Below are 22585 nucleotides of genomic sequence, written 5' to 3'. Positions count from 1 at the left end.
GGAGAAAACATCTCCTCCTATTCCTCCGTCATACCGGCCTTGAGCCGGTATCCAGCCAGCCCAAGTCCTTGGGCTGAAAAGACTCCTTTCGCCGCGCAGACGCGCGGCGGCTGGATGCCGGATCAAGTCCGGCATGACGGTGAGGTTGACGAACCCATTAAGTCCCGCAAAATGTCCTGAACACCCGCTCATGGCTCATCGGCGGCTGCATGTAGACGAAATTGTCCGGCCGCTCCTCGAACGGCGTGGCAATCGCCTTGAGCATGGCGTGGAAGGGTTCGAAATCATCCTCCTCGACCGCTGCCTCGATCAGTTCCTCGATGCGGTGGTTGCGCGGGATGATGGCCGGATTGACGGCAAGCATCGCCGCCGACCGGTCGGCATCGGAAACCTCCTCGCGCCCGGCTCTTTCTCGCCAGCGCCGCAGGAATTCATCCGCCCCGGCTATATCGATGAACATGCCGCGAAACGGCTCCGCGTCGCCATTGGCGGCGTGGGAGAGGCGCCGGAAGGTCAGCGTGTAGTCCGCCTCCGATGCCTGCATCAGCGCCAGCAGCGCCTGCACGAGATCCAGGTCGCCGTCCTCCTCCAGCGTCAGGCCGAGTTTTTCGCGCATGCCGGTGAGCCAACGCTTGGGAAAGGCGGCGGCGAAATCGGCCAGAACGGCATTGGCGCGTTCGGCGGCTTTTTCCACCTGCGGATCGAGCAGCGGCAACAGGCATTCCGCCAGCCTGGCGATGTTCCATTGCGCGATGCCCGGCTGGTTGTTGAAGGCGTAACGGCCCTGCGCGTCGATGGAAGAGAAGACCTTGTTGGGATGATATTCATCGAGGAAGGCGCAGGGGCCGAAATCGATGGTCTCGCCGGAAACCGCCATATTGTCGGTATTCATCACGCCATGGATGAAGCCCACCATCATCCAGCGGGCAATGAGGTCGCATTGCCTGTCAGCGATGCCGCGCAGCAAGGCGAGGTAGGGATTATCGGCGCCTTTCGCCTCGGGATAGTGGCGGTCGATCACATAATCCGCGAGGTTCCTGATCGCCTCGTCATCCTCGCGCGCGGCGAAGAACTGGAAGGTGCCGACACGGATATGGCTTGCCGCAACACGGGTGAAGACGCCGCCCGGCAGTCCCACCTCCCGCTGCACCCTTTCGCCGCTCAGAACCGCTGCCAAGGCCCGCGTGGCGGGAATGCCGAGCGCGTACATCGCCTCCGAGACGATATATTCGCGCAGCACCGGACCGAGCGCCGCACGCCCGTCGCCCCTGCGCGAAAACGGCGTCGGGCCGGAACCCTTGAGCTGGATATCACGCCTCCTGCCGTTCGCGTCGATCACCTCGCCGAGCAGAATGGCGCGGCCATCGCCGAGCTGCGGCACGAAACCGCCGAACTGATGGCCGGCATAGGCCATGGCCAGCGGCTCTGCCCCCTGCGGCACGACATTGCCGGAAAAGATCGCCGCCAGCCTTGCATCGTCAAGGCCTGCCACATCGAGAAGGAGTTCGTCGGCCAACGGGCGATTGAAGGCGATCAGCCGCGGCGCCTTCACCGGCGTCGGCAGGACGGCGGCGCTGAACCGCTCCGGCAGGCGGGCATAGGAATTGTCGAATTTCATCACGGATAAACTCCCTGCTTTTGCTTCATATGGCGTTTTTTACGCCCGGTTGCGAGGGTGCCGGCGGCAAATTCGACAGGCCGCGCCAAGCTTTAGAGAAATTCAGTTTGAACTCGGGGGGTACTTGCCCCTACATAGATACGGTAATCAGCCCCGCGCTACAGGATGAGTTCGTGCCGCATTTCCCCGATGACGATAGTGAAATGGGCAAAGCCATCCGGCTTTTCGACTGGGCATCGACAGCGGCGGGACCCACGGACACATGGCCGGTTGCGCTGAAAACCACGGTGCAGACCATGCTCAAGCAGGGCCACGCGATCTGCCTGTTCTGGGGGCCGGACCTCAACATCATCTATAACGATGCCTACCGGCCGTTTTTGGGCCTCAAGGAACGGGAGGCGCTCGGCAAGCCTTTCCGTGTCATCTGGTCCGATGTCTGGGACGATGTGAAGCACTTTGTGGAGACCGCCTTGTCCGGCAAGGGCACATTTGCCGAAGACCTGCATCTCGTCATGGATCGCAACGGTTATCCGGAAGACACTTACTGGACCTTCTCCTACAGCCCGCTTTATGACGATAACGGCAAGATCGCCGGGTTGATCAACATCACGATCGAAACGACGGCGACGGTGGAAAGCCGCAAGCGGGAAGAGCTGTTGCGGCGAGAACTCGTCCACCGGGTCAAGAATACGATGGCGATCACCACGGCCGTCGTCAGCGCCACCATGCGCCATTCGCAGACGCTGGAAGAGGCGCGCGACACCATCAAGAAACGTATCGCCGCGCTGGGCAACGCCCAGAACCTCATGCATGCGTCGGGCAAAGGCGCCGGCATCATCGCCCTCGTCTGCGATTCCGTCTATCCGCATCTCGATGACAGGGCACGGGTGACGATTTCCGGCCCGGACGTGGAGATTGCCCCGCAACAGGCGCTCGGCCTGTCGCTGGCGGTTTACGAACTGGCCACCAATGCCCTGAAATACGGTGCGCTTTCAAATGAAAGCGGCAGGGTGGACATTCGCTGGACATTGGACGGCGACGACCGTTTCGAACTGCGCTGGCGCGAAACGGGCGGGCCGCCGGTGAGCGCGCCGAAACGCACGGGCTTCGGCTCGCGCCTGACCAACCAGATCGTCGCGGCCTATTTTTCCGGCGAGGGCCGCACCTTCTACCATCCGGACGGGCTGGTGTTCGAACTGGACGGCAAATACGAAACCGCGGCACAGGAATAGGCCGGACGGCGGGCTTGAGTGAAAGCCGCGGCGGTTGAACTTTCTTTCGTCCCATTCGTTGCGTTTCCTGAACGAAAATAGCCGCAACGAAAGGAACGGGAATGACCGTCGTTGAAGCCGTAACCGCCGAGCCGGAAAGCGCCATCCGTACCCTCCACACCGACCTGCCGGTCAATGCCACCTTCCATGTCTGGCTGAAGGCGAAAAAAGCAGCCGAACCCGGCGCCGTGTCCTTCTCCAATCAGAATGGAAAATTCGCCGAGGTTTCAAGCGTCAACACGGAAGAGTTCGGTTTTCGAATCTATCAGGTCTTCGGCGGCGGCCATGTGGAACTGAGTTACGATACGGTCACGACCGCCGTTTCCGTCATCTACTGGTTCACCGCGTCGGATGTGCTGGAAACCGGCATCACCGTCGTCCACACCAAGCCGGACAATGCCGCACCCGAACTGCCGGACAGCTATCACTTCCGCCCGCCCTTCGGCTGGATGAACGATCCGAACGGGTTTGGCCGTTTCGAAGGCCGGCCGCATCTGTTTTACCAGCATTATTCGCACGGGCTGCGCTGGAACACCATGCATTGGGGCCATGCCGTCTCCTCGGATTATCTGCGCTGGCGGCATCTGCCGATCTTCCTTTTCCCTTCCGAGGATCTGACGACAAGGCCGGACAAGCGCGGCGGCGCCTATTCCGGCTCCACCATTCCGCTGGTGGAAGGCAGCGGCATCCGCGTCTTCTTCACCGAGCAGGTGCAGGACCGCATTCCCGAACAGCAGATCCAGCTCACCGCCACCTCTTCCGACCTCATCATGGCCGGACAGGCCGAGGTCATTCTGGGCCACCGCCCGGACGGCCAGGGGCTGACGCCGGATTTCCGCGATCCTTACGTGTTTCGCGGTCCCGACGGCCTGTGGAAAATGGTGCTCGGCAGCCAGAGTGACGGCGGCGGCGTCATCCTGCTTTACGAGACGCTGGATCCCACCGCCGCATCCGGCTGGACCTATGTGGGCAAGCTGTGGGTGGAAACGCGCTATAAAACCACGGCCATCGAATGCCCCTGCCTGCTGCCGCTCGATGGCCCGGCCAATGCCCGCTCCACCCGCTGGGTGCTGGTCTACGGGCTGATGCATTCGGAAGACCCGGAAACCGGCCGCAAGAACCTGACGATGGCCGACGTCGGCTGGTTCGACGGCAAGGTCTTCACCAGGGAATTCGGCCAGGAACTGGATTTCGGCACAGACAATTACGCCTTTCAGGCCTTTCTCGACGGCGACAGCATCATCGGCATCGGCTGGCTGGCCAATTGGGCGGACGCCAATCCGGAAATCGATTTCCCCACCTCGATGACCCTGCCGCGCCGGCTGCATTATGTGAACGGCGAGCTGCTGACCCCGCCCATCGGTGCGGCGGAAAGCCTGCGCAGCCATATTCTCGACCGCACCCGCCTTGCCGCCGGCGAACGCGTCACCTTCATCAACGGCGCGGTGGAACTGTTGATCGAATTCGCCGCGCCCGGCGCGCCCTTCGACCTTGCGCTCGATCATCCGACGGTGAGGCTCGGCGTCGTTTCCGATGAAACCGGCCTGTGGATTCGCCACGAGGACGGGCGGGACGGTCCTTCACCGCATTACATCGCCAGGGGAGCGAAGGCATCCCGCATCCGCATCTTTCTCGATTACGGCTCGATCGAAGTCTTCGCCAATCGCGGGCGATATGTGGGCACCAAGCGTATTGAAGGTTTCGAGCCCGTGCGCTCGGCGCTTCTGAAGGCCGCCCCCGGCGCGGTGGTGCATGCCACCAGCTGGGCATTGAAACCGTGAGGAACCTTTTGGCGGATTGGGCGGTTGATAGACCGAAACCGCCCGACACATCCGTCGAAAGGAGAACCGGCATGACCAAAATCCGCGACACCAGCGATCCGATCCTGTTTCCGACCGAAGCCAATGAAAACAAGGCCGAGAAAAAACGCGCCGGCAAGGGCATCGTCATCATCATCGGCGCGATCGCGATCATGTCCTTCGTCGTTTACCTGACGGCGATCACCATCGCCACCACCCAGTCCTGACCGCGACGCGCGCGCACCTTAGCGCCGTTCGCCGCGTAAGCCGCTGGCGGCCATGATCGCCAGCAGCGATACGACCACACCCAGCCCATAGAGATAAGCCATCGGCATCGTCACATCCGCCCGCCCGATCTGCGCCACGAGATCGGTGGCAGTAGCGACGGTGCCGCTGGCGCCGGCACCGGCGGCGGCGCCCAGCGTCGCGACCGTTGGAAGCAGCGCGCCGGTCATCTTGCGTTCCTCTTCCGGCGCCGCCTCCATGGCGGCCTGGCTGATGCCGGCCCAGGACATGCCGAAGGCCGATCCGATCAGGATTTGCCCGACGAGCATCTCTCCCCAGTTGCCAGTCGCCAGCCCGAGCCCGAGCAGCGCGCAGCCCGGCACCATCTGGTAAGGGCCGTAATGCAGGCAAATTTCCCGGAGACGGACGGAACGCAGGCTGCCGATCAGCATCGCCACGAAGCTCCAGGCAAGCGGCATCGTCACCACGATGAAACCGGCGAAGGTCGGCTCATGCCGCCACAGATTGATGGCGACATAAGCGAGATAGACGCTGCCCAGCGCATGGGCATAGGACATCAGGAACAGAACCCAGAAACCGCTGCCGAGCACCGTCTTCAGCCGGAAGGAATCCTTTGGGAACAAGCCGATGGAAGGCCGGGTGCCCGCGCGTAGCGAAGCCCACAGCAGCGCCGCCCCTGCGAGCAGGGAAAGGGCGCGCAGGCTCGCATCCTCGAAAGCCGAGGGCGCGGAAAAGGCCAGTGCACCGACGAGGCAGAGAACCAGGGGCACCAGCGGCTTGCGCGTCGCCGCCACCGGCCGTTCGGCGGAAACGGCAACCACAGTATAGGCCAGCAGCAGCAGGATCAGCGGCGCCGACAGCAGGAAGGTGGCGCGCCAGGAGATATGTTCGGTGGCGAAACCGCCGGTCAGCGGGCCGATGAAGGAGGCGACCGCCCAGATCGCCGCTTCGATGGCGAAGACCTTCGGCAACAGGCCGGAGCGGAAACCTGCGGGGATGAGGCTGTAGCATACGGCGACGATCAGCCCGTCCGCCAGCCCCTGCAACGCCCGGCCGACGACGACCCACAGAAAGTCGCCGGCGATTGCCGAAAGGACCGAACCGAAGGAAAAGATCAGGCAGCACAGAAGCAGCACCGCGCGGGCGCCAAAACGCTCGCGAAACAGCACGGCGGTGACGCCGCCGGCCACGGAACCGACGAAATAAAGACTATAGGCCCAGCTGTAAAAGGCCGCGCCGCCGATGTCGTTGACGGCGACGGGCAAGGCCGTCACCACCGCGAACTGGTTGAAGGCGTGCAGGCCGATACCGGCGGAGATGACGGTCAGAAGCGAGAGGTTCGCCCCGCTCAGCAATTCGCCCCAGCCGTTTTTTTCCGTCATTTCCATACTCGTCAAAGCCGTATCCTTTCGATTTCTGCGATACGGCGGGCAAACTAGAACCTCAAGCGCCATTGAGGTCAAGACGGCTTTTCATCCGATCCGAACCGAGGGAATTAAGCGGCGGCAGGAACCCACCGCCCCGCCGGCCGTTTGCCGAATGAACCGACAGAAAGGACACCGTCATGGACCGCAAGAAGATCATGCCCCGCAACAAAGACGCCATGGACGAGGACCTGATCGATCTCGACATCGACGTCCTTCCCGCCAAGGGAGAAATTCCGCAATCCATCGAACAGGAAATCGAGGAAGAAGAGGCCGAGAGCGAGGACGATCCCTATCAGGAAAGCGACGAGGCCCTGCCCGACGATGCCGAGGAACGGGTGATCGACCGCAACCCTTCGCGGGAAGGCGGGGCTTTCGACGAGGTTTAGGGAAAGTCCGGGGCGCGACGGGAGACAAGGCGCGTGAGCATATGGCGTAGATGATCCTGCCCGCCGAAAAACACCGCGAGAATACGCACGGTCTTTTCACCCTCGTCGACATCGAAATAAAAGACAGCCTGATTTTTCGTTACCCGGCGAAGGCCGGGCAATATTTCGGGCAATAATGTGCCCTGAAAAGGCGCTTTGTGAAGTGCATCCATATCCGCTTCAATTGACACCACGCGTCGCTCGGCGCGTGCGAAAGCCCCCGGCAAGGCGTCACCAAGGTCGAGATAGGACTGGATGAGATGATCGAGAATGAGGCCGAGGTCCTGATCCGTCTGTGTCGAGCGCACGACCCTAAAGGCCATAGTTGGCCTTCTTGGCTGCGATCATCGCCGCCGTTCTGTCTTTGCCGTCTTCCAAGGAGACGAAGTCGCCCTGCCCGCGCTCGACCAGCAAATCGCGAAGTGCGGCAAGTTCAGCGTCCTTCAGTTCCGTTTCCTGCCGGAGCAATTCCAGCCCACGCTGGACGACGGCACTGAGGCTGGCATAACGCCCTTCTTCCACCAGCCTGCGGGCGAAACTGTCCTGCTGGTCGGAGATGGAAACTGACGCCTTGACGGACATTGTGGCACTCCCTCGACAGGAAAGATCATGCTACTCAGTAGCATATATCGATCATTATTCCAATTGGCGTTCTCAGGCAGGATCAATCATGCTGATGACACGACCGGCGATTTCGTCGATCGTCGCATCGTCAAGGGTTTCGATATATTTCGCTTTCTTCTGGGCGGCACGGGCGACAATGTCCATGCTTCTCACCTGATTGCATAATGCAACGCCGGTTGTCTTATGGCCCGATATGTTCACGGCAAGCCCTGCCCTGCGTGTGAATACTCCGCCCGTGGTCACGGGAACGACAAGGCACAGTCCAACCGCATTGATTTCTTTCGGCGTGATGACGATACAACGATGCTCGTCCCTGATTTCGCTGCCGATGACGGGGTTCAGGTCGACCAGATAAACGTCGCCACGTTTCGGAATCTGGCTACGGACCATCAAAGGGCTTCTTTGCCGACTGGCGGCGCTTCGTCCCACTCCCGCGTACTGGCATTGAGGGCGGCGACTTCATCCGCACCCTCCAGCAGTTCGGCAAGCGTGAAGCGCTTCTTTTCCTGCCGAACCGGGCTGGCGACCAGCGCGCCGTTATCGACCTCGAGCGTCAGTTGCTCACCGATTTCCAGCCCCAGCATCTTCAAAAGAGCGGGCGGGATGGTCATCACCGCCGCACCGCCCTGACGTCTTATTCTCGTCGTTACGGTCATCCGTCTACGCTCCATTTTTGTGCAACATATGTAGCACATTTTTGGACCTACGCAAATGGAAGCCGTCTCTCAACCCGCCCGTTCCGGCGAATAACCGGCTTCGCGGATCGCCGCTTCCGCATTTGCGGCGTCGCCCGTCACGGTCAGCTTATGGGCATCGAGGTCGATGCTGACGGACGCGCCGGGCAGCACATCCGCAAGGGCGCCGCGCAGCGTCTTTTCGCAATGGCCGCAGGTCATATCAGGAATGAGGAAGGTGGTTGCGCTCATGGTTTTCTCCTTCTGGCCGGAAGCGATATTGTCGTGCCGGCTGTCACTAAAGATCAGTGGGTTCTCGCGGGCTTACCGTCGGTCTTGTCCGCGCCCGCGAGATCGTCGAGGATGGGGCAGTCGGGCCGGTGGTCGCCGCCGCAGCAATGGGCGAGATGCGACAGCGTCTTCACCATGCTCTTCATCTCGGCGATCTTCTGCTCGAGATCGGCGATGTGGACCAGCGCGATTTCCTTCACCGCCGAACTCTCGCGGCTCTTGTCCTGCCAGAGTTTCAGCAGCGTCTCGGTTTCTTCCAGCGAAAAACCGAGCGTGCGCGCCCGCTTGATGAAGCGCAGATTGTGCACGTCCTGCTCGCCATAAACCCGGTAATTATTGCCGGTGCGGGCGGCGGGGGTGATGAGACCGATCTGCTCGTAATAACGGATCATCTTGGCGGAAACGCCCGATGCTTCCGATGCCTGGCCGATATTCACGACGTCACCTCCCTGTGCGCCACCTTTGCCCGTTTCAACCGCAGCGCATTGGCGAGAACGAAGACGCTGGAGAGCGCCATCGCACCCGCGCCGATCATCGGCGACAGCGTGATGCCGAATGCCGGATAAAGCACGCCCGCCGCAACCGGTATCAGCGCCACATTGTAACCGAAAGCCCAGAACAGATTTTCCTTGATGTTGCGCATGGTCGCACGGCTCATCTCGATCGCATTGACCGCCCCCAGAAGATCGCCGCCGACCAGCACCACATCGGCGCTTTCGATGGCGACATCCGTGCCGGTGCCGACGGCGATGCCGATATCGGCCTCGGCCAGCGCCGGCGCGTCGTTTATGCCATCACCCACGAAGGCCAGCACCTTGCCGCCTTCGCGCATCTCGTGGATCGCCTTCACCTTGCCTTCGGGCAGCACTTCCGCCACCACGCGGGAAATGCCGACCTGCCGGGCGATGGCGTTTGCCGTGCGGACATTGTCGCCCGTCACCATGGCCACTTCGATGCCCATGGCCTGCAACGCCCGGATGGCGGTGACACTCGAAGGTTTCAACGGATCGGCGACGGCGATCGCGGCCGCCAGCCTGCCGTCGATGGCGGCATAAAGCGGCGTCTTGCCCTCGTCACCCAGCCTTGCGGCGGCGTCGGCAAAGATATCGACGGAATGGCCGAGTTTGGCCATGTACCGATCCGCGCCGACTTCGACCCTGCGGCCATCGACCGTGGCGGCGATACCGTAGCCGGTCACGCTTTCGAAGTTCTCGACGGTTGGGGGTTTGAGTCCCTCCGGGACCACCATATTCTTTTCTTCCGCAGCCCGGACGATGGCTTCGGCAATCGGATGTTCCGAACGGCCCTCGACGGCGGCGACCAGCCTCAGCACCTCATTGTCGGCAAATCCTTCCGCAACCACCAGATCGGTCAGTTCCGGACGGCCCTTGGTGACAGTGCCGGTCTTGTCCACCACGACGATCTCAGCCGAGCGCAGTTCCTGCAGCGCCTGTCCCTTGCGGAACAACACGCCCAGTTCCGCCGCCCTTCCGGTGCCGACCATGATGGATGTCGGCGTGGCGAGACCCATGGCGCAGGGGCAGGCGATGATGAGCACCGCCACCGCATTGACCAGCGCGAAAGTATAGGCAGGCTCAGGACCGAAGATCGCCCAGACAATGAAGGTCAGCACCGCAATGGCGATGACGACGGGCACGAAGAGCGCGGTGACACGGTCCACCAGCAGCTGGATCGGCAGCTTGGAGCCTTGCGCCTCCTCCACCATGCGGATGATCTGCGACAGCATGGTATCCGCGCCGACCTTGGTTGCCTTGAACTTGAAAGCGCCGGTCCTGTTGATGGTGCCGCCGACAACAGTTGCGCCGACCGCCTTTTCCACCGGCACGGGTTCACCCGATATCATGGATTCATCGACATAGGACGCGCCTTCGACAACTTCGCCATCCACCGCCAGCCTCTCGCCGGGGCGGATGACGACGATATCGCCCGTCACCAGGTCTTCAGGGGAAATATCGATGGTGACACCGTCGCGCTCCACGCGGGCGGTCTTCGCCTGCAGGCTCATCAGCTTGCGGATCGCGTCTCCCGTGCGGCCGCTGGCGCGGGCTTCGAGAAGCCGTCCGGTCAGGATCAGCGTGACGATGACGGTTGCCGCTTCATAATAGACGAACTGCGCCTCCGCCGGCAGCAGATCGGGCGCGAAGGTCGCCACGACGGAATAAAGATAGGCCGCCGTGACGCCCAGCGCCACCAGCGAATTCATTTCCGGCGCGCCGCGCAGCAAGGCCGGAAAACCGGTCTTGAGGAAGCGCAGGCCCGGTCCGAAAATCACCGCCGTCGCCAGCACGAAATAGATGTAATAGAGGTTCTGCGTATCGATGATACCCATCAGCCAGTGATGCATCGGCTCATAAAGATGGCCGCCCATTTCCAGCACGAAAAGCGGGGCGGTCAGGATGGCGGCGATCGTCAGGTCGCGTTTCAGCGCGCCTTCCTCGCCCGCATGCTGCATATGGTCGTGGCCGCCGGCCTCGCCTGCCGGCATCTGGCCGTGGCCCTGATGATGTCCATGGTGCTGGCCGTGACCTTGATGGGCGGACTGGCCGTGCGGTCCCGGCGTCTTCAGTACAAAACCGGCGAGCTTTGCCGTTTCCACCAGCGCGTCCCGTTCACGCCGGCCACCGATGGTTTCCACCGTAACCTTGCCGGCCGCAGCGTCGACCTTCACGTCGACGGTGGTGGCGACGGCGTCCAGAACGGCCTTCAACCGCCCGGCATCCGCATCGCTGCGCAGACCTTCGACGGCAAATTCCTGCCGGTCCGGTGCGATATCGTAACCGACCTTCTTGATGGCGGCGCCGAGCGTCCTGGCCGAAAAACCTTCGGCCGGCTCGACCGTGAGCTTCTTCGTGGCGAAGTTCACGGAACTCGAGACGACACCGGGCACCTTGGCCGCGGCCGTTTCCACACGCCGCACGCAGGAGGCGCAGGTCATGCCCTCGACGGGAATGGAAACCGGTTGATGTGGGTGGGCGTGCCTGACTGTCTCGTTCATGGGAAATCCCCTTTCGACACCCTATGTAGGGCTTCCCATGATGGGAAGGTCAAGGTGCGGCCAAAGTTTTTGTTGAACACACAATCGTGAGTGCGGTCTCCCGCCGCAAAACATCGCGTTGGCAGCGATCAAGCAACCCGTGGACCCGCTACCGGGTGAGGCCTCCCAAGCGCGTTCAGAGGGCGACGCGTCTCGCCAGATAAACCGTGGCGCCGCCGCATTCGGGATCGTTGACGGCATGATCGAGAAGCCGGAAACCATGCGCGGCGAGCAGGCTTTCATATTCGTCGCGTGCGAGGCTCGCATGATAAAGCGGCCGGCCCTGAAAGGTGCCGATCGCTTCCCCGTGATCCGGTCCGGCCGTGAACATCAACGCCGCGCCGTCATTGGCATGCTGGTGGAAAATGCCGAACATGCGGCGCTGATCGTCCATCGTCAGATGGAAAAAACTGTGCCACGCGATCAACCCGTCGAAGCGGCGGCCGAGGGCCAGCTTTCGCATATCCGCAACCGCCCAGAGGTTCCCGGGAAATCGCTTCCGGCAAAGCTCGACCAGCGGCAGGGACGCATCGATGCCCGTGACGTCATAACCGCTGGCGATGAAATAGCCGGCGATCGGCTCACCGGAACCGCAGCCAATATCGAGAATGGACGCACCCTTCGGCAAAAGCGAGATGAACCTGTCGAGCCAGGGTTTTTCGGCAAGGGAGCGACCACGCTGCCTGTCGAAATCGGCGCCGTGTTCATTGTAGATCGTGATGACGTCACGAGAGGCATCCGGCATATGCTTTTCCTTTTCGGGCAAAGGTCATACCGGCTGCGCAACTACCGATGCACGGCCAGCCGGGGAATATCGCGCAGGAAGGCGTCGCGCACGGCGGGGCCGAGCGGTTCGTTGGATGGTTTGTCGGAAACGCGCAGTCTCGCAAAGACGATGTGCTGGCCTTCACGCTCCGCCCAGCCGACGAACCAGCCGAAGGGGCGGTTGCGGTCGGGATTGCCTTTTTCGTCACGCATGTAGCCGGTGCCGGTCTTGCCATGCACGGCCCAGCTTTCCGGCGCATCGAAGAGCGGTACGATCGCGCGTGTCTTCGCCTGCGCATCGCGGGAAAAAGGCAGGTTGCCGGCCAGCAGGCGGCGGATGAAGCCCACCTGTTCCACCGGCGAGATCGTCAGCGAGGCGCCGAGCCAGGAATGGGTGAGCCCGTTATTCTTGCCCGGCTCGCCGGACACATCGGCATTGCCGTAACCGAGGCGCTTCACATAGGCGGCGAATTTTTCCGGGCCAAGGCGGCGGGTGATTTCGCGCGAATACCACAGCACCGAATCCTGCTCCCATATGGAGGGATCGACGGTCTTGCGGTCGGAAGCGCGGGCTTCCGTACCCGGTTTCCAGTCCCAGGCGGGCGTCTTTTCATCCTGAAGGATGCCGGCATCGTAGCCGATCAGCGCCAGCGGCACCTTGAAGGTGGAGGCCGGCGCCACGCGCTGGTCGCAGGCGCCCTGCTGGTTGATGATGGCGCCGGTCTCGATGGACGTGACCAATGTGCATTCAAAGGCCTGGGGCTGTTGCTGGGCGGAAACGGAAAGCGGCAGGAGCCCCGGAAGGGCAATGCATGAAAGAACGATGGCGGGCAGCCGGTAGCGCATGCGTTTTGATGTCCCTCGTCCGCTTTTGCGGATCATTTGCCGGAATGGCCGGAAGCTGTCTTTGACTTCAGACAAATCGATCCCGAAACCGTGACACGTTTTCGGATGACATGCCTTAGGAGACGGATGGGGCAGGAATAGGACCAAAACAAGAATTGACGCCGTCCGTCAGGTCCGTTCCTCTTCGCCCGCCGTCTCACCTACCGTCAGGGGCCAGTCGACCACATAATCCTCGAAGTCGTCAACATCCACATCGGCCTCGCTGACGGTGCGCCCGCGCGCCGAAATGCCGGCCTGGTGCACGGTTTCCGTGTCGCCGGAAACGAGATAATGCCACCAGTAGAGATCCTTGCCATCGCGCACCAGCGCATAAGCGCAGGTGGGCGGCAGCCAGCCGATCTCATGCACCTTCTTCAGGTCGAGCTGGATACAGTCCGGCACCGTGGCGCGGCGGTTTTCGTAATCGGAGCACCGACAGCTCTCGCCGTCGAGCAGCACGCAGCGAACCGAGGTGAACACCACTTCGCCGGTGTCCCAGTCCTCCAGCTTGTTAAGACAGCACAGGCCGCAACCGTCGCACAGGCTTTCCCATTCCTCGCCGGTCATCTCGGTGAGCGATTTGGTTTTCCAGAACGGCGCGTCATTCATCGTTAACATTTCCGTCTCATTTTGATCTCTTGGAGGGCGCAGGTTTAACCGGTCCCTAATCCTTTATATCGTATCGCCAAGGGCTGGTTTGTACGATATTTTAGCATATTGGCAGGCGGCAGAGGGTCATTGGCCCGCAAGAAGCCGCCGCGTCAAGCAATTCCGACACAGACATGCCATGGTTTTGCGTCGGGAATGGGTTGAAGCGCAGAAATACCGACGATCCGCGTTGCGTTGAACAGGAAAACATCGCCAGGTGCAGGAAGAAAAAGACGATAAGAAGCCGCGCAGGAAGCGGCATATCCTGCTGAGGATCGATAGCTTCATCGATTCCGGCCTGTGGACGGCTGCGGCAAGGCTGGTGGATGTCTGGGAAGACATCACCATCGCATCACGCAAGCTGCATGTGCGCGGCTGGAAGAAGCTTGCCGTCAACCTGACCTGCGACGCACTGACCTTCGGAACGGCCGGCTCGATCGTGCTTCTGGCGCTCGCCATGCCCGCTTTCGAGGAGACCAAGAAGGACTGGCGTTATCGCGGCGATTTCGCCGTCACCTTCCTCGACCGTTACGGCAACACCATCGGCCATCGCGGCATCATCCATGAGGATTCCGTCCCGATCGACCAGATGCCGGATCATTTCATCAAGGCGGTGCTGGCGACCGAGGACCGGCGTTTCTTCGACCATTTCGGCATCGACTTCATCGGCCTTGCCCGCGCCATGAGCGAAAACGCCCGCGCCGGCGGCGTGGTGCAGGGCGGCTCGACGCTGACGCAGCAGCTTGCCAAGAACCTGTTCCTCACCAATGAGCGCTCGCTGGAGCGCAAGATCAAGGAAGCCTTCCTTGCATTGTGGCTCGAGGCCAACATGTCGAAGAAGGAAATCCTCAGCCTTTATCTCGACCGCGCCTATATGGGCGGCGGCACCTTCGGCGCGGCGGCGGCGGCGCAGTTTTATTTCGGCAAGAACCTGACCGACGTGACGCTTTCGGAATCCGCCATTCTGGCCGGGCTGTTCAAGGCGCCGGCCAAATATGCGCCGCATGTCAACCTGCCCGCCGCGCGTGCGCGCGCCAATACCGTGCTTTCCAACCTGGTGCAGAGCGGGCTGATGACCGAGGGCCAGGTGATCGGCGCCAGGCGCAACCCGGCCACCGTCATCGACCGCGCCGACGTGAAGGCGCCGGATTATTTCCTCGACTGGGCCTTTGACGAGGTGCAGCGGCTGGCGGCGCAAGGCAAGTTCAAAGACCACACTGTCGTCGTGCGCACCACCATCGATACCGGCCTGCAACAGGCCGCGGAGCAGGCGATGGAAATGGAGCTGCGCGAATATGGCGAGGGTTACCGCGTCAAGCAGGGCGCGATGGTGATGATCGAGAACGGCGGCGGCGTGCGCGCCATGGTCGGCGGGCGTGACTACGGCGAAAGCCAGTTCAACCGCGCCACCGCGGCGCTGCGCCAGCCCGGCTCTTCCTTCAAGGTCTATACCTACTCGGCCGCCATGGAAAAGGGCATGAAGCCCGAGACGCTGATTTCCGATGCGCCGGTGACCTGGCGCGGCTGGTCGCCGCAGAATTACGGCCGTTCCTATGCCGGCAAGGTGACGCTGCAGATGGCGCTTGCCAAATCCTACAATACCGTGCCGGTCCGTCTCGCCAAGGACGTGCTCGGCACCCAGGTGATCGTCGACACCGCCAAGGCCATGGGCGTGGCCACGCCGCTGCGCAGTGACAAGACCATTCCGCTCGGCACCTCCGAAGTGACGGTTCTCGATCAGGCCACCGCCTATGCCGTCTTCCCGGCCGACGGCATGCAGTCACGCCGCCACGGCATCGAGCAGGTGCTGGATTACGAGGGCAATGTTCTCTACGATTTCAGCCATGACGAGCCGCCCGCCAAGCGGGTGCTTTCCGAAGACGCCAATTCCAAGATGAACCAGATGCTGGTGACGATCCCGGTCATGGGCACGGCCCGGCGCGGCGCGCTGGAAAACGGCATCGTCTCCGGCGGCAAGACCGGCACGTCGCAGGCCTATCGCGACGCCTGGTATGTGGGCTTCACCGGCAACTATACGACCGCCGTCTGGTTCGGCAATGACGACTTCACGCCGATGAACAACATGACCGGCGGCGCGCTGCCGGCCATGACGTTCAAGCGGCTGATGGATTACGCCCATCAGGGCATGGAACTGCGGCCGATCCCCGGCATCCAGAACCCGCTGCCGACCGGCGCGCGCCCGCAACCCTCCGCCGAAGTGGCGGCAGCCTCCGCCAACACACCCTCAATGCCGGCGCTCACCCGCCCGCGCTCGCTTTCCGCCGAGGCCACCCGCGTCATCCGCTCCATCGCCAGGAAGATGAAGGAAGCCTCGACCTTGACCGTGACGACGCAGAAGGTGGCGGATGCTTCGCCGCGCGAAGGTGCGGAGGATACGGCGCGGCGGTGAGGTTGGGTTGCGTGGATGGTGCTTGCGGAGTTCGGGGCTCACCCCCCTCTGCCCTGCCGGGCATCTCCCCCTCAAGGGGGGAGATCAGCAGGAGGCGCTACCGCCACTTCATTCGTAAACGTTGAGATGGGCGAGACCTATCCGCGCGTCGATCTCCCCCCTTGAGGGGGAGATGCCCGGCAGGGCAGAGGGGGGTAAGCCAAGCACTCCGTCGCAACCGTTTCCCCAAACCACAACCTAGCGCAACAACACCGCCCTCGCCGTCTCCACCACATCCGCCGTGAGCGCGCCGAGGCGGTCGGCGGCCAAACGATTGACCTGCCAATAAAGCGGAATATCGAGCGGCGTGCCCGCAATAAGCTCCACCAGCCGCCCTTCCCGCAAATGCTCCCCCACAAGCTGCACCGGATTGAGCCCCCAGCCCATGCCGGAAAGGCTGGCCTTCACGAAACCGTCGGTCGATGGCAGCCAGTGGGTGGGGAAGGAAACATCCTCGCAAAGCGCCTGCCTGATCCAGCTCGCCTGCAACCTGTCCTTCTGGTTGAAGGTCAGCCCCGGTGCGCGGGCAAGGGCTGCGGGTGTCACACCATCGGCGAAGTGGCGGGCCATGAAATCCGGGCTGGCGGTGGCGTGATAACGCAGCACGCCGAGGGCCAGGACCCGGCAGCCCTGCACGGGCCTCGCATGGGCGGTGACGGCGGCAAGCACCCTGCCGCCGCGCAGCCATTCCACCGTGTGGTCCTGATCGTCCACCGCGATATTGACGAGATAATCGCTACCGCCGGTGAATTTCGACACCGCATCCAGAAACCAGGTGCCGAGGCTGTCGGCATTGGTGGCGATGTTGAGCGTCACCCGTTCCTGCGCCGACCCCGCTTGCGCCAATGCCGGAAGCTGGCGGAACAATTCGCTTTCCAGCATGCCGACATGGTCCATATGCCGGCAGAGCCATTCGCCCTTCTCCGTCGCCACGCAGGGGTTGCCGCGCACGATCAGCACCACGCCCAGCCGCTCCTCCAGCTGCTTGATGCGCTGGGAGACGGCCGAAGGCGTGACGCACAGCACCTGCGCCGCCTTTTCGAAACTGCCGGTCTGGGCCACGAGCGCCACGGCCCGCATGGAGGGGTAGTCGAGCATCAGGACACCTCGTGCAGGGTTTGGAGGTGGCGTGAGGGCCTTGGAAGCCATAGGCGATGGCCTATCCCTCCCTCATTCCTGTGCTTGTCACAGGAATCCAGTCGACCCGCGTCTGCGCGGCAGAAGAGTCTTTTCAACCCAATGACTTGGGCTGGCTGGATTCCTGTGACAAGCACAGGAATGAGGGTTGAGGGGAGGCAGCGCCTCAGAAAAGCAGTCTGCGAAATGACATGACAGGGCATTAGCAATACTTATCTGGATTGAGTTTATTTAACTGGATTAAACCATTCTGCCCAAATATCCAAGCACTCGGTCCGGAAGCAACGCCTTCGGCCACAGCACATGGACAGAGGCAGGGGCCGAAACGCGCATGGACATCCAGATCTTCTTCACCGGCCTGACCATGGGCCTCAGCCTCATCGTCGCCATCGGCGCGCAGAATGCCTTTGTCCTGAAGCAGGGTCTGGCGCGCTCGCATGTCTTTGCCGTCTGCGCCACCTGCGCGATTGCCGATGCGCTGCTGATCACCGTCGGCGTGTTCGGCTTCCAGCGGATCAGCGCCGTCATGCCGGCGCTCGATCCCGTCATGCGTTATGCGGGGGCCGCCTTCCTCATCTGGTACGGCGCCAAAAGCCTGCATTCGGCGCTGCGCTCCTCCGAGGCGCTGTCGGTGGCGGAGCGGCGGGAGGCGAGCCTGTGGCAGACGCTTGCCATTTGCCTGGCACTGACCTTCCTCAATCCGCATGTCTATCTCGATACCGTCGTACTGCTCGGCACCATTTCCACGCAGTTTCCCGGCTTCGAAAAGACCTTCGCGGCGGGCGCGGCCACCGGCTCGCTGCTGTTCTTCTTTTCGCTGGGTTACGGCGCGCGCTGGCTGCGGCCGATCTTCGAGAAACCGTCCGCCTGGCGCATTCTGGAGGGTGTCATCGCCGTCACCATGTGGGCCATCGCCTTCAAACTCGTCATGGGCGCCTAAAGCGACGGCGTCTCCCCCTCTCCGATATCCCAATAAAGCCCGGCCATGAGGGCGAGCGCCTCGCGGGCGATCGCCTTCGGCAGATGTTCGTTCGGCGCATGCTGCGAGCAGCCGGGATAGGAATGCGGCACCCAGATGGTGCGCAGCTTGAGGATATCGGCAAAGATATCGTTGGGCAGCGAACCGCCGAGATTGGGCAGCAGCGCCGGCTTCCTGCCCGTGGTGCGGGCAATGGAGCGCAGCGTGAAATCCACCCAGGGATCCTGCGGATCGAGCCGGGTGGCGCGGAAGATTTCGTCACCCGCAGCCACGATCTTCACCATGCCGAAGCCCTGCCGGTCGAGATGCCGGCGCAGGGCGGGCAGCACCGCATCCGGATCGATGCCGACGACAAAGCGCAATTGCAGCCGCGCCCATGCCCGTGGCGGAATGGCGTTGACGGGCGCGCGCGGATTGCCGGTCTCGAAAGCCAGCACCTCCAGCGCACACCAGCCGAAAACCCGCTCGGCGGTGGAAAGGCCGGGTTCACCCCAGCCGGGGTCTATCGTCGGGCCGTCCGGCCCGCCATCGATCTCGCAATCGGCAAGCGCCTTGCGCACCGCCTGCGGCAGCGCGTCCGGCACCAGTTCCGGCACGCGGATCTGGCCGGTCGGACCAACGAGGCTTGCGACGGCATGGGCCAGCTGCACGCCGGGATTGGAGAGCGCCCCGCCCCAGTTGCCGGAATGATGGCCGCCCTTACGCGCCTCTATCACCAGATCGAAGGTGATGCCGCCGCGCGCACCCAAAAAGACCGTCGGCCGTTCCGCGTTCAGTCGCGGGCCGTCAGACGCGATCAGGAGATCGGCCTTCAGCCGCCCGCCATGGTCGCGGCAAATTTCTCTAAGACCGGGAGAGCCCCTCTCCTCCCCCATCTCGATCAGATATTTGGCGTTGAAACCAAGCCTGCCCCGCGTCTCCAGCACGGCCTCCAGGGCCGCCATATTGACCGAATGCTGGCCCTTGTTGTCGGCGGTGCCGCGCCCGTACCACCTGCCATTGCGCTCCGACATCACAAAGGGCGAAAGGCCCTCGGCCCAGCCGTCGTCCTGACCGCGCACCACATCGCCGTGACCGTAACCGAGCACGGTCGGCAGGGTGTCGCCTTCAAGACGCTCGGCGATCAGAAACGGCAAATCCGCTGCCGGATCATGCAGGATGGTGCAGGCAAAACCCATGGCCGCGAAAGCCGGCAGCATTTCCTGTTCGAGATAAAGCGCAAGCTCGCCGCGCTGTTCTTCGTCCTGGCTTTCGGTCCGGCGCGAAACGCGTCGCGACAGATCCCGCCCAAAGCTGCCATCGTCGAAGCGGGCGGTGGCGCGGTCGATTGCGGATTGGCGTGACATGATGGAATCCCCGGTTATGATCATTTTCAAGAAGACTAAACAAGCCGCGCCATTTTCCAAACAGGGAATCAGTGATAGTCCTCGACCTGTTCAAAAACGGGAAAACAGCGTGTTTCGAGTTCCATTCCTTGTCGGCATCGCCCTTCTGATCGCCTTTGGCGGCGGTATTGCCGCGACGCTGGCGGCGCTCGAGGCGACATCCGGTTTCGGGTCGATCCGCATCGGCTCCTGGGATGCGTTTCCCGAGGCGCAGACGATCGAGGCCGATCCTTACGCCAAATCGCACCGCGCCGACGCCGGCAAGCTGCTTTACGGAACCGCGGAAGGTCTGGCTTTCACCGCCTCCGTCGACAGCGACGGGCAAAGGCTGAGCGGTGAATGCCGTTACCGGCTGGCCGGCGCCGTGCCGCCGGCACGGTTCTGGACGCTTTATACCGCCGATCAGCAGGGCAATGTGCTGGCGGACGATGCCGGACGGCCTTTCGCGCTGAATTCCCGCACGCTTCTGCGCAGCGCCGATGGCGGCATCGACATCACCATCGCCCCCGACGCCCAGACCTACAACTGGCTGGCTGTGCCGCAGGGCCAGACGTTCAAGCTGGTCATGACGCTGCTCGACACGCCGGTGGCCGGCAGTTCCGGCCTGATCGACATCGCCATGCCGCAGGTGCGCAAGCTGGGGTGCGGCCATGCTTAGGGTCCTGCTCGCCATCCTCACCGGCCTTGTCGCCGCCGCCGTGCTGCATGTCATCATTCTTCTGGCGATACCGCATTTCAGCAATCGCGATGCCTATACGCGCGCGGTGGCCGAAGGAAAACCGCATCAGTTTCATCTGCTGGAGGAGACGACGGAGAAAAAGACGCTGGGCAGCGGCGATCCCTTCATGCGCGTTGCCGTCTGCACCTTCGATATCGAGGAAAAGCCGATCCGGCTGACCGCCATCGGCGCCGTGCCCTTCTGGTCGGTCGCTGTCTACGACAAGGCCTCGAACGAGGTGTTCAGCATGAACGACCGCACCTCGGCCGGCGGGGTCATGGATATTCTGGTCGCCGATGCGGTGCAGATCGCCGCCATTCGCAAGGCGCAGCCGCCCGCGCTGTCGCAGGCCATTCTGGCGGAATCGGATCAGACGGAAGGATATGTGGTGTTGCGGACCCTGGTGCCGCAGCCGAGTTTCGGCGAAGAAGCGGAACGGTTCCTGAACGAGGCGAAATGCCAGCCGACGCCGTGGAAATAACGCCGGTCTATTCCCATTAATCAGGATTTCAGCGCCGTCTCCGGCGTGGATTTGCCCTTGCCCGCCACCTTGCCGGACGGCTCCTTGTCGCGTTTTTCATAACGCACGCCGGTAAACAGCACCACCTTTGCCGGGCCTATCACCGTGCCGGCCATGCCGGCCGGGCGCAGGCTTCGTCGGGCGTCGCCGATTGGAATAATGTCTGCCATGCTCGTCTCCTCTTCGGGAGTCAATGTTGCCCATGGGAACCGCGCAAGCCTCGTCTTGCGTCGGGAATTTCATCACCATCACATTGCGCATAACCCAGCCCACAGGCTGGTTCTCGCATGTCCTCAAAACCGCAACGGGTTTAACGCAGGACTATGCGGACATTCAGGCATCTCGCCGCCAATTTGGCTTTTATTCCGAACGTGAGAATAACATGGAATCCTAATACTGCCCATGAAATTACAAACAGACAGAGGTTAATGATCCGTTAACCTTAATCAACGGACGCCGATTTATCACCGGCAGCGCTGCACCCGTTGAAAACAAAGGCGATGCGGCAGGGTTCCACGGCATTTTTCCCGTCACGAAGGTTTTAAAATTTCCTTGTTGATAGACGCGGATTCTCTCTTGCCACCCCCCATAGTTAACAGGACGTCAACGGATTTGCTCTAATTTGACCCGATATTGTGTTTGCGTTTGTTGGGTAGTGCGTTGACCGACCGGTTTCGAGAACTTGAGAGGCCAAGAGCCGTGAGGAAGAAAGATGTGGTGCTGATGGCCACCGTGACGAATTTCGAGAATGTTTCCCATCCGTCAAAAACGGACCTCAGGCAATTTGCCGAACTTTTCATGCCGCTTTTTATTGCCTCCACCGATGAAGCCAAGCGAGAGGCGATTGCCGCGCTCTCGCAGCACCCGAGCGTGCCTTCGGCCGTCGCCTTCTTCATCGCCTGCCAGCCGATTTCGCTTGCGGCTCCCTTCCTCATCGCATCGAAGTGCCTGGACGACGACACGCTGATCACCATCGCCCGCACGCAGGGCGCGGCGCATGCCCGCGCCATCGTCCGGCGCGAGGCGCTTTCGCCGACCGTTATCGACGCGCTCGTCGGCCTGCGCCATGCCGAAGACCGGAAGCGGCCGGACACAGAGCCGGTGGATGCCGATCCGCAGGCCGCGGTAAGCTCCGAAGAGCCGAAAGCCGAACAAAAGACCGACAGCATCGCCGCCGCTTCCGCGCTGGAAGAAGAAATGCGCCAGCAAATCAAGCGGATGGCGCATCACCTCAACCGCCCGGAAAGCGACGTCCTTGGCCTGCGCCGCCTGAACGAGGTGCAGGAAGCGCTGCTGGTGCGTTTTGCCCGCGAGCGCAATGCCCGGCAATTCGCCATTGCGCTGGCGGATTCGCTCTCGTCCAGCTACTGGCTGTCGGAGCGTATCATGCTCGATATATCAGGCGCGCAGCTTGCGACCACGCTGATCGGTCTCGGCATGGAATTTTCCGAAGCCGCCTTTATCCTGCAATGTTTCTATCCGCATCTTGCCGCCGCAGAGGGTGACATGAGCCGCGCCGAGGCCCTGCTCGACCGGCTCGACATCGTGGAATCCGAAGAGCGGGTGGAAAGCTGGCGGCGGGCGGACAGCTATACGCATGGCCGCGAAAGGCGGGGCCAGGTGACCCCGGCTGCCCACAGGACGGGAACGCAGGGGTAAAACCTCTGCG

Annotated in this window: 24 protein-coding genes; 9 read left to right on the top strand and 15 right to left on the bottom strand. The window is 62.3% G+C overall.

Annotated features, from left to right (window positions below; genetic code table 11):
- Window positions 1-157 precede the first annotated feature (157 nt).
- Window positions 158-1618, bottom strand: coding sequence for a YdiU family protein (locus ACI2KA_RS08650; protein WP_404501217.1), 1461 nt, complete (start codon window positions 1616-1618; stop codon window positions 158-160).
- Window positions 1619-1791: 173 nt separating this feature from the next.
- On the opposite strand from ACI2KA_RS08650, the gene ACI2KA_RS08645 reads away from it, so the two are divergent.
- The 3 genes from ACI2KA_RS08645 (at window position 1792) to ACI2KA_RS08635 (ending at window position 4915) form a co-directional block, all read left to right on the top strand.
- Complete coding sequence (locus ACI2KA_RS08645; protein WP_404501083.1) at window positions 1792-2850, top strand: sensor histidine kinase; 1059 nt, start codon at window positions 1792-1794, stop codon at window positions 2848-2850.
- A gap of 101 nt (window positions 2851-2951) precedes the next feature.
- Window positions 2952-4670, top strand: a complete 1719-nt coding sequence (locus ACI2KA_RS08640; RefSeq protein ID WP_404501081.1) for a GH32 C-terminal domain-containing protein — start codon at window positions 2952-2954, stop codon at window positions 4668-4670.
- A 71-nt stretch (window positions 4671-4741) separates the two neighbouring features.
- Entirely contained in the window at window positions 4742-4915 is a 174-nt protein-coding gene (locus ACI2KA_RS08635) for a hypothetical protein (protein ID WP_404501079.1), read from the top strand.
- An 18-nt stretch (window positions 4916-4933) separates the two neighbouring features.
- Here the strand turns inward: ACI2KA_RS08635 and ACI2KA_RS08630 are convergent, their stop codons facing one another.
- Window positions 4934-6322, bottom strand: a complete 1389-nt coding sequence (locus tag ACI2KA_RS08630) for an MFS transporter (protein WP_404501216.1) — start codon at window positions 6320-6322, stop codon at window positions 4934-4936.
- A 176-nt stretch (window positions 6323-6498) separates the two neighbouring features.
- Here ACI2KA_RS08630 and ACI2KA_RS08625 point away from each other — a divergent pair, with 176 nt between their 5' ends.
- Window positions 6499-6747: a hypothetical protein gene (locus tag ACI2KA_RS08625; RefSeq protein ID WP_404501077.1), complete on the top strand. Its 249-nt coding sequence runs from the start codon at window positions 6499-6501 to the stop codon at window positions 6745-6747.
- Here ACI2KA_RS08625 and ACI2KA_RS08620 read toward each other — a convergent pair.
- The 10 genes from ACI2KA_RS08620 to ACI2KA_RS08575 form a co-directional block, all read right to left on the bottom strand.
- Window positions 6744-7109, bottom strand: coding sequence for a type II toxin-antitoxin system RelE/ParE family toxin (locus ACI2KA_RS08620; protein ID WP_404501075.1), 366 nt, complete (start codon window positions 7107-7109; stop codon window positions 6744-6746). The two genes, ACI2KA_RS08625 and ACI2KA_RS08620, sit on opposite strands and share 4 nt — an antisense overlap.
- Window positions 7099-7368, bottom strand: a complete 270-nt coding sequence (locus tag ACI2KA_RS08615) for a type II toxin-antitoxin system ParD family antitoxin (RefSeq protein WP_404501073.1) — start codon at window positions 7366-7368, stop codon at window positions 7099-7101. The genes ACI2KA_RS08620 and ACI2KA_RS08615 overlap by 11 nt, the downstream gene beginning before the upstream one ends.
- A gap of 72 nt (window positions 7369-7440) precedes the next feature.
- Window positions 7441-7800: a type II toxin-antitoxin system PemK/MazF family toxin gene (locus ACI2KA_RS08610; RefSeq protein WP_404501071.1), complete on the bottom strand. Its 360-nt coding sequence runs from the start codon at window positions 7798-7800 to the stop codon at window positions 7441-7443.
- Complete coding sequence (locus ACI2KA_RS08605) at window positions 7800-8066, bottom strand: AbrB/MazE/SpoVT family DNA-binding domain-containing protein (RefSeq protein ID WP_404501069.1); 267 nt, start codon at window positions 8064-8066, stop codon at window positions 7800-7802. Before ACI2KA_RS08605 ends, ACI2KA_RS08610 begins: the two co-directional genes overlap by 1 nt.
- Before the next feature lie 69 nt (window positions 8067-8135).
- Entirely contained in the window at window positions 8136-8336 is a 201-nt protein-coding gene (locus ACI2KA_RS08600) for a heavy-metal-associated domain-containing protein (RefSeq protein WP_404501067.1), read from the bottom strand.
- 53 nt (window positions 8337-8389) lie between these two features.
- A complete protein-coding gene (gene cueR, locus ACI2KA_RS08595; RefSeq protein WP_006311241.1) occupies window positions 8390-8812 on the bottom strand; it encodes a Cu(I)-responsive transcriptional regulator in 423 nt (140 codons plus the stop codon).
- The gene (locus ACI2KA_RS08590; protein ID WP_404501065.1) at window positions 8809-11391 is read right to left on the bottom strand and encodes a heavy metal translocating P-type ATPase; all 2583 of its coding nucleotides are present in this window, start codon (window positions 11389-11391) and stop codon (window positions 8809-8811) included. Before ACI2KA_RS08590 ends, cueR begins: the two co-directional genes overlap by 4 nt.
- Window positions 11392-11566: 175 nt before the next feature.
- Window positions 11567-12175 (bottom strand): class I SAM-dependent DNA methyltransferase, encoded by a 609-nt coding sequence (locus ACI2KA_RS08585; RefSeq protein WP_404501063.1) that lies wholly within the window; start codon window positions 12173-12175, stop codon window positions 11567-11569.
- 41 nt (window positions 12176-12216) lie between these two features.
- Window positions 12217-13041 carry a class D beta-lactamase gene (gene blaOXA, locus ACI2KA_RS08580; protein ID WP_404501061.1) on the bottom strand — a complete coding sequence of 275 codons (825 nt, stop codon included), beginning with the start codon at window positions 13039-13041 and terminating at the stop codon, window positions 12217-12219.
- Between the two features lie 168 nt (window positions 13042-13209).
- A complete protein-coding gene (locus ACI2KA_RS08575) occupies window positions 13210-13689 on the bottom strand; it encodes a YcgN family cysteine cluster protein (protein ID WP_404501214.1) in 480 nt (159 codons plus the stop codon).
- 256 nt (window positions 13690-13945) lie between these two features.
- On the opposite strand from ACI2KA_RS08575, the gene ACI2KA_RS08570 reads away from it, so the two are divergent.
- On the top strand, window positions 13946-16138 hold the full coding sequence (locus ACI2KA_RS08570) for a transglycosylase domain-containing protein (RefSeq protein ID WP_404501059.1): 2193 nt from the start codon (window positions 13946-13948) through the stop codon (window positions 16136-16138).
- A gap of 237 nt (window positions 16139-16375) precedes the next feature.
- Here the strand turns inward: ACI2KA_RS08570 and ACI2KA_RS08565 are convergent, their stop codons facing one another.
- Window positions 16376-17275 (bottom strand): LysR family transcriptional regulator ArgP, encoded by a 900-nt coding sequence (locus ACI2KA_RS08565; RefSeq protein ID WP_404501057.1) that lies wholly within the window; start codon window positions 17273-17275, stop codon window positions 16376-16378.
- 370 nt (window positions 17276-17645) lie between these two features.
- Between ACI2KA_RS08565 and ACI2KA_RS08560 the strand changes: the two genes are divergently transcribed.
- Complete coding sequence (locus ACI2KA_RS08560; protein ID WP_404501055.1) at window positions 17646-18254, top strand: LysE/ArgO family amino acid transporter; 609 nt, start codon at window positions 17646-17648, stop codon at window positions 18252-18254.
- Here the strand turns inward: ACI2KA_RS08560 and ACI2KA_RS08555 are convergent.
- Window positions 18251-19639: a M20 family metallopeptidase gene (locus ACI2KA_RS08555; protein ID WP_404501053.1), complete on the bottom strand. Its 1389-nt coding sequence runs from the start codon at window positions 19637-19639 to the stop codon at window positions 18251-18253. The genes ACI2KA_RS08560 and ACI2KA_RS08555 overlap by 4 nt on opposite strands.
- 109 nt (window positions 19640-19748) lie before the next feature.
- Here ACI2KA_RS08555 and ACI2KA_RS08550 point away from each other — a divergent pair, with 109 nt between their 5' ends.
- Complete coding sequence (locus ACI2KA_RS08550) at window positions 19749-20336, top strand: DUF1214 domain-containing protein (RefSeq protein WP_404501051.1); 588 nt, start codon at window positions 19749-19751, stop codon at window positions 20334-20336.
- Window positions 20329-20877: a DUF1254 domain-containing protein gene (locus ACI2KA_RS08545; protein WP_404501049.1), complete on the top strand. Its 549-nt coding sequence runs from the start codon at window positions 20329-20331 to the stop codon at window positions 20875-20877. The genes ACI2KA_RS08550 and ACI2KA_RS08545 overlap by 8 nt, the downstream gene beginning before the upstream one ends.
- 20 nt (window positions 20878-20897) lie before the next feature.
- On the opposite strand, the gene ACI2KA_RS08540 is transcribed toward ACI2KA_RS08545, so the two are convergent.
- Window positions 20898-21086, bottom strand: coding sequence for a hypothetical protein (locus tag ACI2KA_RS08540; protein ID WP_404501047.1), 189 nt, complete (start codon window positions 21084-21086; stop codon window positions 20898-20900).
- A gap of 553 nt (window positions 21087-21639) precedes the next feature.
- Here ACI2KA_RS08540 and ACI2KA_RS08535 point away from each other — a divergent pair.
- Window positions 21640-22575 carry a DUF2336 domain-containing protein gene (locus ACI2KA_RS08535; RefSeq protein WP_404501212.1) on the top strand — a complete coding sequence of 312 codons (936 nt, stop codon included), beginning with the start codon at window positions 21640-21642 and terminating at the stop codon, window positions 22573-22575.
- The last annotated feature ends 10 nt before the right edge of the window (window positions 22576-22585 follow it).

This window comes from Agrobacterium sp. NPDC089420 (genome assembly GCF_044900305.1).
Lineage (GTDB): Bacteria > Pseudomonadota > Alphaproteobacteria > Rhizobiales > Rhizobiaceae > Agrobacterium.
Note: the sequence above shows the minus strand (reverse complement) of the source record. Positions and strands in the feature narration are given on the sequence as shown.

Excerpts from the sequence above, each read along its gene's own strand:
- ACI2KA_RS08650 (WP_404501217.1), bottom strand. The coding sequence starts at position 1,618 with ATGAAATTCGACAATTCCTATGCCCGCCTGCCGGAGCGGTTCAGCGCC.
- ACI2KA_RS08640 (WP_404501081.1), top strand. The coding sequence starts at position 2,952 with ATGACCGTCGTTGAAGCCGTAACCGCCGAGCCGGAAAGCGCCATCCGT.
- ACI2KA_RS08635 (WP_404501079.1), top strand. The coding sequence starts at position 4,742 with ATGACCAAAATCCGCGACACCAGCGATCCGATCCTGTTTCCGACCGAA.
- ACI2KA_RS08630 (WP_404501216.1), bottom strand. The coding sequence starts at position 6,322 with ATGGAAATGACGGAAAAAAACGGCTGGGGCGAATTGCTGAGCGGGGCG.
- ACI2KA_RS08625 (WP_404501077.1), top strand. The coding sequence starts at position 6,499 with ATGGACCGCAAGAAGATCATGCCCCGCAACAAAGACGCCATGGACGAG.
- ACI2KA_RS08620 (WP_404501075.1), bottom strand. The coding sequence starts at position 7,109 with ATGGCCTTTAGGGTCGTGCGCTCGACACAGACGGATCAGGACCTCGGC.
- ACI2KA_RS08615 (WP_404501073.1), bottom strand. The coding sequence starts at position 7,368 with ATGTCCGTCAAGGCGTCAGTTTCCATCTCCGACCAGCAGGACAGTTTC.
- ACI2KA_RS08610 (WP_404501071.1), bottom strand. The coding sequence starts at position 7,800 with ATGGTCCGTAGCCAGATTCCGAAACGTGGCGACGTTTATCTGGTCGAC.
- ACI2KA_RS08605 (WP_404501069.1), bottom strand. The coding sequence starts at position 8,066 with ATGACCGTAACGACGAGAATAAGACGTCAGGGCGGTGCGGCGGTGATG.
- ACI2KA_RS08600 (WP_404501067.1), bottom strand. The coding sequence starts at position 8,336 with ATGAGCGCAACCACCTTCCTCATTCCTGATATGACCTGCGGCCATTGC.
- ACI2KA_RS08590 (WP_404501065.1), bottom strand. The coding sequence starts at position 11,391 with ATGAACGAGACAGTCAGGCACGCCCACCCACATCAACCGGTTTCCATT.
- ACI2KA_RS08585 (WP_404501063.1), bottom strand. The coding sequence starts at position 12,175 with ATGCCGGATGCCTCTCGTGACGTCATCACGATCTACAATGAACACGGC.
- blaOXA (WP_404501061.1), bottom strand. The coding sequence starts at position 13,041 with ATGCGCTACCGGCTGCCCGCCATCGTTCTTTCATGCATTGCCCTTCCG.
- ACI2KA_RS08575 (WP_404501214.1), bottom strand. The coding sequence starts at position 13,689 with ATGAATGACGCGCCGTTCTGGAAAACCAAATCGCTCACCGAGATGACC.
- ACI2KA_RS08565 (WP_404501057.1), bottom strand. The coding sequence starts at position 17,275 with ATGCTCGACTACCCCTCCATGCGGGCCGTGGCGCTCGTGGCCCAGACC.
- ACI2KA_RS08560 (WP_404501055.1), top strand. The coding sequence starts at position 17,646 with ATGGACATCCAGATCTTCTTCACCGGCCTGACCATGGGCCTCAGCCTC.
- ACI2KA_RS08555 (WP_404501053.1), bottom strand. The coding sequence starts at position 19,639 with ATGTCACGCCAATCCGCAATCGACCGCGCCACCGCCCGCTTCGACGAT.
- ACI2KA_RS08545 (WP_404501049.1), top strand. The coding sequence starts at position 20,329 with ATGCTTAGGGTCCTGCTCGCCATCCTCACCGGCCTTGTCGCCGCCGCC.
- ACI2KA_RS08540 (WP_404501047.1), bottom strand. The coding sequence starts at position 21,086 with ATGGCAGACATTATTCCAATCGGCGACGCCCGACGAAGCCTGCGCCCG.
- ACI2KA_RS08535 (WP_404501212.1), top strand. The coding sequence starts at position 21,640 with ATGGCCACCGTGACGAATTTCGAGAATGTTTCCCATCCGTCAAAAACG.